Consider the following 11635-nt stretch of genomic DNA (forward strand, 5'->3'; position numbering starts at 1 on the left):
CTAGGCAATCAGCCTGGCAAGCGGCTCCCAGGAGCCGGGACGGGCGGTGGACGCCGCCCGCGGATCAGCCCTCGGCGGACTCGAGCTCGGCGAGGTACCGGCGCCAGGTGGGGCCGTGCTCGGCCTCGCACGTCGACCAGTCGACGGGGCGGCCGTGGACGAGGTCCTCGAGCAGGTCGAGGTGCAGGCGCCAGCTGGCCTTGATCACGTTCGCGATGCCCGCGGGCATGAAGCCGGAGACCGTGACGCCGAGCTCCGTCTGCCGGTCGCGCGGACCGCCGGCCACCTCCTGGAGGCGGAGGAGGAAGCGCGCCGTGACCTCGCCCTCGTGCACGAACGTGTAGTCGATCGCCCGCCCCTCCTCGAAGCGCGTGACCGTGCCGCCGGACGCGGAGGCGAGGCTGCGATCGGGCACCGTCATCCACTCGAACCAGAAGTCGCCGCCGTCCTCCTGCTCGATGGACGCCTCCGCGAGCCAGCCGGAGACCATGTCGGCGTCGGAGACCGCGTCCCACACGATGAGCGCCGGCAGGTCGATGAGCCGGCGGAAGACGAACTCGTACGGGAGGAAGACGGTGGACGCGCGGGCCTCGGAGAGGACGGCGCCGGGCAGGGCGGGGAAGCGCGCGCGCTCGTGCGCGCGCCCGTCGTCGAGGCCGGCGGAGGCGGGCATGCCCTCGTCGAGCTCGCGGGAGGCGAGGCGCGCCTCGGCGGCATCGGTGTGCTCGAGGGCGGGGGCACCGCCGCGCCGGGAGGGCATCGGGTTCTCGGCGCGCGGGTCGGACGCCTCGCGCGGGGCCTGTCCGGGGGTGTGATCGGGATCCACGTGGCGAGCCTAGGCGCGGACCGCCGGCCGGTCCGTGAATTCCTCACAGATGTCAGGGCATGGTACGCACGGCGGATGCCGATGCGGACGGCGGGCCGCGCGTCCCGCGGGCGGCCCGCCCACCGCCCGTATCCTGGACGCCGGTCGACGGGCGGATCCGGGACCGGGACAGGACGAAGATGCCTCGCACGCTCGCGCTCGCCGTCGACTTCGGCGGCACCAAGGTCGAGTCCGCGCTCGTGGACGACGCGGGCCGCGTGCTCGAGGGCAGCCGATTCCGCGGGCCGACGGGCCCCGAGCGCTCCGCCGACGAGCTGCTCGACGCCGTCCTCGGCGTCGCCCGCCAGGCGCTCGCCGCCCTGCCCGACGACGCCGAGCTCGTCGGCACGGGCCTCGCCGCCGCCGGCCCGGTCGACGTGCCGCACGGCCTTGTCTCGCCGCTCAACGTGCCCGCCTGGCGCGACTACCCGCTGCGCGACCGCCTGGCCGAGCTCACGCCCGACGTGCCCACCACGCTGCAGATGGACGGCCTCGCCATCACCCTCGCCGAGCACTGGGTCGGCGCCGGCAGGGGCCACGACCACGTGATGGGCATGATCGTCTCCACCGGGATCGGCGGCGGGCTCGTGCTCGGCGGCCGCACCGCGGCGGGATCCACGGGCAACGCCGGCCACATCGGCCACGTCGAGGTCGCCGGGTTCGACGACCCGTGCACGTGCGGCGGCCAGGGGTGCGTCGAGGCCATCGCGTCGGGGCCGAAGAGCGTCGCGTGGGCGCGCGCGCAGGGCTGGACGGGATCCACCGGCGAGGACCTCGCGGCCTCCTACCGCGACGGCGACGAGACGGCCGTCGCGGCTGTCCGTCGCGCGGGCCTCGCCATCGGCCGCGCCATCGCGTCCGCCAGCTCGCTCGTGGACCTCGACGTCGTGGCGATCGGCGGCGGGTTCAGCCGCGTCACGCCCGACCTCTTCGACATGATCCGCGAGCCCATCGCCCTCCGCGAGCAGTTCGGCTTCGTGACCAAGACGCGCGTCGTGCCCTCCGGCCTCTCGGCGGACGGCCCGATCATCGGCGCGGGCGCGCTCGTGCACCGCCGGGAGATGGTCCCGAGCTCCTGACGCGACGCCGGCGCCGACCCGTCGGGTCGGCGCCGGCCTCACGCGTCCGCGGCTAGGACAGCTCGGCGTAGAGCGGGCTCGTGTAGAACCAGAGGTCCTCCCACGGGTCCGCGTCGCCCAGCACGTCGATCGCGGGGCCGGCCGGGTCGATCGCCGCGCCGAGGAAGCCGGGCTGCTGGCGCTTGCCGTCGGTGCCGCGCAGGCGCACGTAGAAGCGGTCGCCGGGCACGGCGATCTCCTGCGACAGGCGGTAGCCGCCCGGGATCGCCGTGAGGCGGGACACCGGGAGCTGCGCGACCACGCGCGTGGCGGGCGCGGTCATGGAGTCGCGGTCGGCGGCGGGGCCGTCGATCCGGCCGACGATCACGTCCACGCGCGCGAGCTCCGGCACGAAGCCGGCGCGGTTCGGGCGCGAGGCCGTCATGATGTCGGCCGTCACCGTCACCCTGCGGTCGCGCTTGCCGATGAGCGTCCCGCCCAGCGGGATCGTGCGGCCGCGCTCGAGGACGAGGCGCGCGTCGATCGAGTCGACGAGGCCGCCGTGGTCCACCCACACGCGGCCGGCGCGGATCGCGTCGAGCACGGAGGTGTGGTCCTGGCGGACCGCGCCGACGTGCGTGCGGCTGTAGTGGCCCGGCCAGAAGTCGTTCTCGTCGGTGTCGACGCCGCCGCGGTAGACGGGATCCACCATGCGGCCGTCGCGCTCGTAGTCGCTGCCCGGGCCGACCTCGGTGGTGTCGAGGTAGACGTTGTGGCTGTCGCTCGTGGCCGTGACGACGAAGTGCCGCCCCTCGGCGAGCATCGAGTCCCAGACGCCGCCGACCGTGGCCGTGACCCAGTCGAAGCCGCCCCAGGTGCGGTACGACTCGGCCGGGTACCCGGGGAAGGAGTACGTGCCGCGGGAGTTGCCGTAGAGGCCGCGCCCGCCGGCCGTGCTGTGCGGGGACGGCAGACCGCCCGCCTGGTGGCCGGGCGCGCCCTCCATGCCGAGGACCACGCGCGGGCCGGCGTCCTGCCACGCGCGCAGCTCGTGCGGCGAGTCGATGCCCTGGCGCGACGGGTGGTTGGGGAGCATCACGGCGTCCTTCACGCGGCGCGAGGCGACGGCCTGGTCGAGGAAGCGGATCCCCTCGAGCGCGAGCGCCTCGTTCGCCGGGGTGCCGTCGCGGGTGCCCTTCACGCGGGCGTCCCAGCGGTCCTCGATCTCCGTGAGGACGCCGACCGCGTCGCCCTGCGGGTGCACGAACACGGTCGCGTGCTCGGCGCCCGGGATGTTCCACTCGAGGCCGTGGAAGATCACGATGTCGGAGCCGAACTCCTTCCGCGCCTCCTCGATGAACGGCACGATCGCATCGACGCTGCCCTTCGTGGAGTGCGCCGTGTTGCCGTGGTCGGTGAGCACGATCCACTGCACGCCGTTGGCGACGGCCTGGCGGATGTGGTCGCGGACGCGGTACTTGCCGTCGTTGCTGAAGAGCGTGTGGACGTGGTGGTCGCCCTCGAGCCAGAGGTAGCCGCCGACCTTGGCGGGCGCCCCGGCGGCGCGGGCGGCGGGTGCGGGTCCGAGAGCGGCGATGGCGGCGCCGGCTCCGACCACCGCACCGGTCTGGAGCAAGCCCCTGCGGCTCACCGTCGTGCGTGCGTCGTTCGTCATCCGTGTCCTCCGTGTCGCCGTGCGCCTGGATTTCCTACGGTGCCGAATCAATGCGACGGGCGATGGACCCCGGATGGACGGCGGGCTGTCGGGAGGTGAACGGAGCGCGCGACGCGACCCCTCGCGCGTCAGCCCTCGCGCGCGGCCTCGCGGGGCGCGCGGTCCCAGGTGTCCTCGAGCATGCGCGGCCGGGCGAGGTAGAAGCCCGACGCGGACGCCACCGCGACCATCACGAACAGCATGATCAGCGGCACGGTCCAGCCGCCGGACAGCTCGTGCAGCACGCCGAACAGCAGGGGTCCGATCGCGCCGATCGAGTAGCCGATGCCCTGGACGAAGCCGCTGAGCGCGACCACTCCCCCGTGCGTGCGCGTGCGCAGGTTGATGAGCACGAAGACGAGCGGGAACAGCAGCGGGCCGGATCCGGCGGCGGCGACCCAGAGGAGCGGAGCGGCGGCCGGCGCGACCAGGAGGCCGACGTAGCCGACGACGAAGAAGAGCACGCCGACCTGGATCAGGATGCCGACGTTCCTCATGCGGGCGGCGAGGATCGGCATGACGATGGCCGCCGGCAGCCCCATGAACCCGAACACCGCGAGCAGCGCGCCCGACGCGACGGGAGTCTGCCCCGCGGTGTCCTGCAGGAGGGCGGGCAGCCACGCGAACATGGCGTACGCGTTGAACGACGAGGCGGACTGGATCCCCACGAGCGCCCACGCGACCGGCGAGCGGAACACACGGCCCGTGACGGCGGCGGGTGCCTCCTCCACCTGGTCGGCCGCGGCCGCTGCGGCGCGCTCGCGCCGGGTGTCGCGGCGGTGGTTCACCAGCAGCGCGATCCACGGCACGAGCGCCACGACCGCGATCGCGGCCCAGGCACCGATCGCCACGCGCCATCCCGCGCTGTCGGCCAGGGGCGCGGCGACGAGCGACGGCACTCCCGTGCTGATCGACAGCATCACGGTGGTGAGCGAGGTGAGCGGCCCGATGCGGCCGGGGAAGTACTTCTTCACGAGCGGCGGCAGGAGCACGTTGCCGAGCCCCATGCCCGCGAGCGACAGGATCGTGCCGACGCCGAAGACGACCACGGTGTCGGATCCGGCGCGCAGCAGGTGCCCGACGACCATCGCGACGAGGCCCACCACCACGGTGAGCTCGAGGCCGAGGCGGCGCGAGATGGCGGGCGCGAGCAGGCCGAACAGCGCGAAGCAGACGGGCGGCAGGGCGCCGAGCACGCCGATCGAGACGCTGTCGAGCGGCACGTCGCGGCCGATCTGGTCGACGATCGGCGAGAACACGGCCACGGCCGTGCGGAGATTGAGGGCGACCAGCACGATGCCGACCAGGGCGAGGAGCGCGCCCGCGCGGGGAGCTGCGGGAGTCGTCGTCACCACCAGATTCTACGGCGGCCGGAATAGGCTCTCGGCCATGAGCGAGATCTCCCGGCACCTGCCCCTCAGCCAGCGCGCGACCGAGCCCGAGGCGAAGGTCACCGGCGTCTGGAGCGCGGAGATCGCGGACGTGCTGGACCGCACCGCCGACCTCCTCGCGTCGCTCGACGCCGACGGCTGGGAGGCGGCGAGCATGTGCGACGGCTGGACCGTGCGCGACGTCGCCGGGCACATCGTCTGGCGGGTCGGCGCGAGCAACGCCGCCATGGTGCGCACGGCCGTGGGGTCGATGCGCCGCCGCCCGCACCTCAACCCCATGCACGTGATGGACGACCTCAGCGCCGACGAGGCCGCCCGCTCCCCCGAGGACCTCGTCGCCCGGATCCGCGCCATCGCCGCCGACAAGCGCGCGGGCAAGGGCCGCAAGCGCCTGCCGGAGCTGCTCGAGGTGGTCGTGCACGCGTTCGACATCGCGCACGCGCTGAAGGCGGACCTCGAGCTCGACCACCGCGCGACCGGCGCCGTCGCCGTGGCGCGCGCCGCGATCGCGCCCGCGCAGATCCGCGGGGTGCTCCGGGCCCGCACGCTGCGCGCGTCGGACGCCGGCTGGAGCGTGGGCCACGGGCCGGTGATCGAGGCGACCGCGTCGACGCTCGTCATGTACCTCTTCGGCCGCACGCCCCGCCCCGAGGGCGACGCGGAGCGGCCCGCGGGCGACGCCTAGATCCCCAGCACCCCGCGCGTGCGCACCACGTCGTCCGTCATCTGCGCGATGAGCGGCTCGCGCCCCTCGTAGGCGACCATGCCGCGGATCCGCGCGACGAACACGACCTCCACCTCGTGGTCGTAGAGGTCGAGCGTCTCGTCGAGCACGAACGCCTCGACGACGCGCGGCCGGACGCCCGCGAAGGTCGGGTTGGTGCCGACCGAGATGGCGGACGGGTAGGTGCGGTCGCCGTCGCGCAGCCAGCCCGCGTAGACGCCGTCCGCGGGGATGAGGCCCTCGGCCTCCGGCGACAGGTTCGCGGTGGGGAAGCCGAGCTCGCGGCCGCGCTTCTCGCCGTGCACGACGTCGCCCCGGACGGCGGGCGCCCGACCGAGCAGCTCGGCGGCGGCCTCGACGTCGCCGCGGTCCATGAGGTCCCGGATCCACGTGGACGAGACCTTCCGGCTGCCGTCGGGCATGACGTCGCCGACGACGACCGTGCGGAAGCCGTGCGCCTCGCCCAGGCGCGTGAGCGTGGCGGCGTCGCCCGCGCCCTGCGCGCCGAAGCGGAAGTCCTCGCCCACGAGCACGACGCGGGCGCGGAGGGCGTCGACCAGCACCGTGCGGACGAACTCCTCCGGGCTGAGGCGCTGGAGGCGCTCGTCGAACGGGAGCATGAGGGTCGCGTCGACCCCGAGCTCGGCGAGCAGCTCGATCTTCTGCCGGTTGCTCACGAGGCTCTGCGGCCGCGCGGCGGGCGCGAGGAGCGCGGCCGGGTGGCGGTCGAACGTGACGACGGCGGACGACAGGCCCTCGTCGGCCGCGATTCCGAGGAGGCGCCGGATCACCGCGCGGTGGCCGGCGTGGACGCCGTCGAACTTGCCGATGGTCACGGCGCTCGGCCCGAAGCCGCCCGGCACGCCGGCCGGGTCGTGGACGACGAGCACGGTCAGCGGTCCCCGCGCACGGGGCGCTCGTCAACGGCGCTCACGCGCGAGCGACCGCCGCGGCGGAGCCACAGCAGGCCGAGCACGGGCAGCACGAGCGGGATGAACACGTAGCCGTAGCCGTAGACCGACCAGACGCTGTCGTGCGGGAAGAGCTGGGAGTCGACGAGGCTCAGCGTGCCCACGACGAGGACGCCCACGAGCTCGAACGCGATCGTGGCGAACGCGATGCGGTACCAGCGGCGCGCGGCCTCCGGGGTGCGCGCCGGCGCGACCAGGGCGACGGTCGCGACGATGTAGACCACGGCGGCGAGCGCGGAGAGCGCGTACGCGACGGGCGCCTCGTCGAACTTGGTGAGGATCTGCGTGACCGAGCGGCCCGTCGCGGCGAGGGCGAGCAGCCCGTAGAAGAAGACCAGGACCCGTCCGAGGCCGGTCATGCGCGAGGTACGGGAGTCAGTCATGGCACCTGCGATTATCCCCTACCCGAGGGAGAGGCGGTCACGCGGACTGGACGTTCCAGATGACGTCCATCCGGTAGACCATGATCGCGATGGCGAGGCACGAGGCCCCCAGGATGATCGTGCTCCAGCGCGTGCGCTCGACGAGCGCCCAGAGGACCGCGAGCGGCGGGATCACGAGACCGCTCAGCAGGTACGCGTAGAACTCGATGAGGCTGCCTGACGGCGGGTTGCCCACCGAGGGCGCGACGATCGCGATGACGAGCTGCACCACGAGCAGCACCTCGACGAGCGCGGTCGGCAGCACCGTGAGGTCGCTCGGCTTCCGCCCGATCGCGCCGACGACGAGGCACAGGACGCCCGCGACGACCGCGACGGCGACCTGCGCGACCGTGAACCAGCCGATCACGACGCGCCCCGGTCGTCGGCCGGGAAGTTGACGATGGACGTGCCGGTGCGGCCGCGGAAGCCGACCAGCCCCACGAGGCGGCCGTCGGGCGCGACCGCGGCGAGCGGATCCTCCGTCGGCGCCTCGTCAGGCGTCGTGAGCTTCTTGCCGTGCCCGAGGTCGATCGCCTCCTGCTCGGTGAGGTGCAGCACGTCGAAGAGGCGCGCGGCGGCGTCGGCCGGCGGGATGAGGCGGTCGGCGACGACCATGTCGTCGATCGACACCGCGTCGTCCACGTGGAAGGGGCCGACGCGCGTGCGGCGGAGCGCGGTGAGGTGGCCGCCGACGCCGAGCGCGCGGCCGAGGTCGCGCGCGAGCGCCCGCACGTAGGTGCCGGACGAGCAGGTGATGCGGACGTCGAGGTCGAGCTGCGCGCCGTCCTCCTCGCCCTCCTCGGCCTCCACCGCGTCGAAGCGCAGCACGTCGAACGCGGAGACGGTGACCTCGCGCGCGGCGAGCTCGACGTCCTCGCCGGCGCGGACGCGTGCGTAGGCGCGCTTGCCGTCGACCTTGATGGCACTCACGGCGCTCGGCACCTGGGAGATCGTGCCGCGGAGGGCGGCGACGGCGCGCTCCACGTCGGCGACAGCGAGGTCGCGGATCCGCCCGGGCTCGGCGCGCGAGACGACCTCGCCCTCGCGGTCGTCCGTGGTGGTGGCGCGGCCGAGGCGGATGGTCGCCAGGTACTCCTTGTCGAGGCCCACGAGGTAGGTGAGCAGCCGCGTGGAGCTGTTCACGCCGAGGATCATGAGGCCCGTCGCCATCGGGTCGAGCGTGCCCGCGTGCCCGACCTTGCGGGTGCCGGCGAGGCGGCGCGTGCGGGCGACGAGGTCGTGGCTCGTCCACTCCCCGCGCTTGTCGATGAGGAGCAGGCCGCTCGCGGTGGAGGGCGCGGCGCGGGGGGTCGGGGTTTCCATGGCCCCACCATCATGCCGTGCTCGGGCCGCCGCCCGGCTCCCTCGGAGGCGCTCGGCCTAGGATCGAGGGCGTCGGAGGAGGACGCGTGCGGATCGGTGTCTTGGGTGCTGGCGCGGTCGGCGGCACGCTCGCGGCGCTCCTCGAACGGGCCGGCCACGAGGTCGACGTCACCGCGCGCGGCCCGCATCTCCGGGCGATCCAGGACGGCGGCCTGCGCCTCGCCGGCGGCTACGGCGACCACGTCGCGCGCGTCGCGGCGGCCGAGCGGCTGGGCCGCCCGCCCGAGCTCGCGATCGTCGCCACCAAGATCGCCGACGCCCGCGACGCCATGACGGAGAACGCGGGCTGGCTGCGCGGGATCCCCGTGCTCGTCGTGCAGAACGGCCTCTCCGCGATCACGATGGGCGTCGAGTGCCTGCCGCGCTCGCAGGTCGTCGGCGGGCTCGCGCTCGCGGCGACGTCGCTCACCGAGCCCGGGCTCGTCACCGTCACGTCGCCCGCCGGCATGCAGATCGGCTCAGCGGACGGCCCGGGCGGCGCCGGCGTCGCCCTCGTGCGCGAGGTCCTGGATCCCGTCATGCCGATCACGGTGGCCCCCGACTTCCGCGGCGTCCAGTGGACCAAGCTCGTCATCAACGGAATCAACGCCGTGCCGGCCGTCACCGGCCTCAGCGTGCAGGCCGTCATCGCCGAGCCCGTGCTCCGGCGCATCGTCACGCGTGCCATGCAGGAGACCGTCCGCACGGGCCTCGCGCGCGGGGTGACGTTCGGCCGCCTCGGCGGCCTCACCCACCGGCGGCTGCGGCTGTTCGCGTCGCTGCCGCTCCCCTTCGCCGAGCGCCTGCCGGTCTCGCTCGCCCGGAACATGGGGCAGGTGCCGAACCCCGGGTCGACGCTGCAGAGCATCCGCCGCAACCGCCTCACCGAGGTGGATCACCTCAACGGCGCGGTCTCGGCCCTCGCGCCCGGCGCCGGGCAGGACGCGCGCGTCAACGCCGCGCTGGTGCAGCTCGTGCACGGCGTGGAGGCCAGCGGCCGGCACATCTCCCCCGCGGAGCTCGCCCGGCTCGTGCCGCGCTGATCCCCGCCCCCGGTCCGTCGGCGGGCGAGCGGCTCGGCGCCGCGAGGCCTCAGCAGCTGTCGGCGAAGACGCGGCGCGGCAGGTCGGGGTCGGTTACGTCCACGATCATGGTCGCCGCCCGTCGCGGGTTGACCTGCCGGATGTAGCGCGCGTGCGCCTCCTGCGCGGCGGATCCGGCGTCACCGCCCGAGGTCGCGAGCGGCTCGTCGGGCAGCAGCAGGTAGACGACCGCGTTCCAGAGGCCGCGGAGCTCCGGGATCTGCAGGGCGTCGCCCGCGACGATGAGCACGGCGTCGGCGGGGGCGTCCGTCACGACGTCGCCGTCCGGCCGCAGCGCGAATCCGCCGCCGGCCTTCCGGAACGGCCGGACCAGCGCGTCGCGGAGGGCGTCCGCGTCGGGAGTGCCGCCGTCGGACGCGAAGTCCGCCGCCGTGGCGACGTACGCCCCGCGGCCGTCCGCGCGCAGCACGTCCGCGAGGTCGTGCGCGAACGCGCTCGGGTCCGCGAGCGGCCCGCCGTCGACCGCGAGGAACGCGCGCCCATGGCCGTAGTTGTGGAGGAACTCGTCCGCGAGCGAGGCGAGGACCTCGGCGCGGGAGGCGCGGTACAGGGGCATGCGCCGAGCCTAGGCTCATCGTCTCGTACGCTGGCCGGATGCCGGAGACCGCCCTCGCCCGAGACGTGAACGCGTGGTTCCGGGAGAACGCGCGCGACCTGCCGTGGCGGCGCGAGGGGTTCGGGTCCTGGGGCATCCTCGTCAGCGAGTTCATGCTGCAGCAGACGCCCGTGGTCCGCGTCATACCGCGGCTCGAGGAGTGGCTCGCGCGCTGGCCCGTGCCCGAGGCCCTCGCCTCGACGCCCGCCAGCGAGGCCGTCCGCGCGTGGGGCCGGCTGGGCTACCCGCGGCGCGCGCTGAACCTGCACGCGTGCGCGGTGGCGATCGTCGAGCGGCACGGCGGCGAGGTGCCCCAGGACGTGGATGCCCTGCTCGACCTCCCCGGCGTCGGCCCGTACACGGCACGCGCGGTGGCGGCGTTCGCGTTCGGCCATCGGCACCCCGTGGTCGACATCAACGTGCGGCGGGTCCTCGCACGCGCGATCGCCGGCCAGGGCGACCCCGGACCGGCGCGCACGACCGTCGACCTCCAGGCGATGGAGGCGCAGCTGCCCGACGACGTCGCGGAGGCGCGCGTGTTCAACGCGGGCGCGATGGAGCTCGGAGCGGTGATCTGCACGGCCCGCGCGCCGCGCTGCGACGACTGCCCGGTCCGCGACCTGTGCGCCTGGCGCGCCGCGGGGTACCCGGCCTACGACGGGCCGGCGCGCGTGGTGCAGAAGCGGTTCGAGGGATCCGACCGCCAGGTGCGCGGCCTCCTCCTCGCCGAGCTGCGGTCGAGCCACTCCCCCGTGAGCGCGGCCGACCTCGCGACCGCGTGGCCGGAGCCCGTGCAGCGCGGGCGCGCGCTCGACGGGCTGCTCGCCGACGGGCTCGCGGTGCGCCAGCCCGACGGCACGTACGCCCTGCCGAGCTGACGCGCGGCGGCCGGCGCGCGGAGGCGGCCGGCCGACGCGGTGGCTCAGTGCGCGGGCTCGTACCCGGGCGCCGAGCGATCGATGTCGTCGCCGTCCTCGTCGTCCTCGTCCTCGTCCTCCCCGATCACGCGGGGCTTGACGTACGGGTCCTCGTCGCCCGCGTAGACGCCGGACTTCGCCTGCGCCTGCACGTCCGCGTCGCGGCGACGCGCCTCCTCCAGGAGGGCGTCGATCGCGGCCGCGTTCTCGGGCACGCCGTCGAGGATGAACTCGAGCGACGGCGTGAGGCGCGCGGTGATGTTCTTGCCCACCTCGCTGCGGAGCATGCCGGTGGCGGACTTGAGGGCGGCTGCCGTGTCGGCGCGCTCCTCGTCGGTGCCGTAGACCGTGTAGAAGATGCTGGCGTGCTGCAGGTCGCCCGTGACGCGCACGTCGGTCACGGTCACGAAGCCGAGCCGCGGGTCCTTGATGCCCCGGTCGAGCTTGCGCGCGACGATCTCCTTGATGCGGTCGGCCATCTTCCTGGCCCTCGCGTGATCGACCATGGTCGAC

Annotated in this window: 13 protein-coding genes; 4 read left to right on the forward strand and 9 right to left on the reverse strand. The window is 74.6% G+C overall.

What is annotated here, in order from left to right:
- Positions 1 to 64: 64 nt before the first annotated feature.
- Positions 65 to 826, reverse strand: coding sequence for an SRPBCC family protein (locus K0V08_RS06535; RefSeq protein WP_012038826.1), 762 nt, complete (start codon positions 824 to 826; stop codon positions 65 to 67).
- 179 nt (positions 827 to 1005) lie between these two features.
- Here K0V08_RS06535 and K0V08_RS06540 point away from each other — a divergent pair, with 179 nt between their 5' ends.
- Positions 1006 to 1944, forward strand: a complete 939-nt coding sequence (locus K0V08_RS06540; protein WP_079534514.1) for an ROK family protein — start codon at positions 1006 to 1008, stop codon at positions 1942 to 1944.
- A 52-nt stretch (positions 1945 to 1996) separates the two neighbouring features.
- Here the strand turns inward: K0V08_RS06540 and K0V08_RS06545 are convergent, their stop codons facing one another.
- Both K0V08_RS06545 and K0V08_RS06550 read right to left on the reverse strand, forming a co-directional pair.
- Positions 1997 to 3598, reverse strand: a complete 1602-nt coding sequence (locus K0V08_RS06545) for a PHP domain-containing protein (protein ID WP_079534512.1) — start codon at positions 3596 to 3598, stop codon at positions 1997 to 1999.
- Between the two features lie 128 nt (positions 3599 to 3726).
- Positions 3727 to 4989: an MFS transporter gene (locus K0V08_RS06550; protein ID WP_227266495.1), complete on the reverse strand. Its 1263-nt coding sequence runs from the start codon at positions 4987 to 4989 to the stop codon at positions 3727 to 3729.
- 37 nt (positions 4990 to 5026) lie between these two features.
- Between K0V08_RS06550 and K0V08_RS06555 the strand changes: the two genes are divergently transcribed.
- Complete coding sequence (locus K0V08_RS06555) at positions 5027 to 5713, forward strand: maleylpyruvate isomerase family mycothiol-dependent enzyme (protein ID WP_012038830.1); 687 nt, start codon at positions 5027 to 5029, stop codon at positions 5711 to 5713.
- Here K0V08_RS06555 and K0V08_RS06560 read toward each other — a convergent pair.
- From K0V08_RS06560 to truB, 4 genes are read right to left on the reverse strand one after another with little or no spacing between them, the layout of a single operon-like run.
- A complete protein-coding gene (locus K0V08_RS06560) occupies positions 5710 to 6642 on the reverse strand; it encodes a bifunctional riboflavin kinase/FAD synthetase (protein ID WP_012038831.1) in 933 nt (310 codons plus the stop codon). The two genes, K0V08_RS06555 and K0V08_RS06560, sit on opposite strands and share 4 nt — an antisense overlap.
- A gap of 2 nt (positions 6643 to 6644) precedes the next feature.
- Positions 6645 to 7106 (reverse strand): hypothetical protein, encoded by a 462-nt coding sequence (locus K0V08_RS06565; RefSeq protein ID WP_012038832.1) that lies wholly within the window; start codon positions 7104 to 7106, stop codon positions 6645 to 6647.
- A 37-nt stretch (positions 7107 to 7143) separates the two neighbouring features.
- On the reverse strand, positions 7144 to 7512 hold the full coding sequence (locus K0V08_RS06570) for a hypothetical protein (RefSeq protein WP_079534508.1): 369 nt from the start codon (positions 7510 to 7512) through the stop codon (positions 7144 to 7146).
- On the reverse strand, positions 7509 to 8468 hold the full coding sequence (truB, locus tag K0V08_RS06575) for a tRNA pseudouridine(55) synthase TruB (RefSeq protein WP_079534506.1): 960 nt from the start codon (positions 8466 to 8468) through the stop codon (positions 7509 to 7511). Before truB ends, K0V08_RS06570 begins: the two co-directional genes overlap by 4 nt.
- Before the next feature lie 86 nt (positions 8469 to 8554).
- Between truB and K0V08_RS06580 the strand changes: the two genes are divergently transcribed.
- The gene (locus K0V08_RS06580; RefSeq protein WP_079534504.1) at positions 8555 to 9550 is read left to right on the forward strand and encodes a ketopantoate reductase family protein; all 996 of its coding nucleotides are present in this window, start codon (positions 8555 to 8557) and stop codon (positions 9548 to 9550) included.
- A gap of 49 nt (positions 9551 to 9599) precedes the next feature.
- Here K0V08_RS06580 and K0V08_RS06585 read toward each other — a convergent pair whose 3' ends face one another.
- Positions 9600 to 10166, reverse strand: coding sequence for a nucleoside/nucleotide kinase family protein (locus K0V08_RS06585; RefSeq protein WP_079534502.1), 567 nt, complete (start codon positions 10164 to 10166; stop codon positions 9600 to 9602).
- A gap of 38 nt (positions 10167 to 10204) precedes the next feature.
- Between K0V08_RS06585 and K0V08_RS06590 the strand changes: the two genes are divergently transcribed.
- A complete protein-coding gene (locus K0V08_RS06590; protein ID WP_079534500.1) occupies positions 10205 to 11083 on the forward strand; it encodes an HhH-GPD family protein in 879 nt (292 codons plus the stop codon).
- Between the two features lie 44 nt (positions 11084 to 11127).
- Here K0V08_RS06590 and rbfA read toward each other — a convergent pair whose 3' ends face one another.
- Positions 11128 to 11628, reverse strand: coding sequence for a 30S ribosome-binding factor RbfA (rbfA, locus tag K0V08_RS06595; protein ID WP_012038838.1), 501 nt, complete (start codon positions 11626 to 11628; stop codon positions 11128 to 11130).
- Positions 11629 to 11635 lie beyond the last annotated feature (7 nt).

Source organism: Clavibacter michiganensis (genome assembly GCF_021216655.1).
Lineage (GTDB): Bacteria > Actinomycetota > Actinomycetes > Actinomycetales > Microbacteriaceae > Clavibacter > Clavibacter michiganensis.

What these genes read in the sequence shown, in the direction of transcription:
- K0V08_RS06540 (WP_079534514.1), top strand. Translation starts at nt 1,006, where the DNA reads ATGCCTCGCACGCTCGCGCTCGCCGTCGACTTCGGCGGCACCAAGGTC.
- K0V08_RS06545 (WP_079534512.1), bottom strand. Translation starts at nt 3,598, where the DNA reads ATGACGAACGACGCACGCACGACGGTGAGCCGCAGGGGCTTGCTCCAG.
- K0V08_RS06555 (WP_012038830.1), top strand. Translation starts at nt 5,027, where the DNA reads ATGAGCGAGATCTCCCGGCACCTGCCCCTCAGCCAGCGCGCGACCGAG.
- K0V08_RS06565 (WP_012038832.1), bottom strand. Translation starts at nt 7,106, where the DNA reads ATGACTGACTCCCGTACCTCGCGCATGACCGGCCTCGGACGGGTCCTG.
- truB (WP_079534506.1), bottom strand. Translation starts at nt 8,468, where the DNA reads ATGGAAACCCCGACCCCCCGCGCCGCGCCCTCCACCGCGAGCGGCCTG.
- K0V08_RS06585 (WP_079534502.1), bottom strand. Translation starts at nt 10,166, where the DNA reads ATGCCCCTGTACCGCGCCTCCCGCGCCGAGGTCCTCGCCTCGCTCGCG.
- K0V08_RS06590 (WP_079534500.1), top strand. Translation starts at nt 10,205, where the DNA reads ATGCCGGAGACCGCCCTCGCCCGAGACGTGAACGCGTGGTTCCGGGAG.
- rbfA (WP_012038838.1), bottom strand. Translation starts at nt 11,628, where the DNA reads ATGGTCGATCACGCGAGGGCCAGGAAGATGGCCGACCGCATCAAGGAG.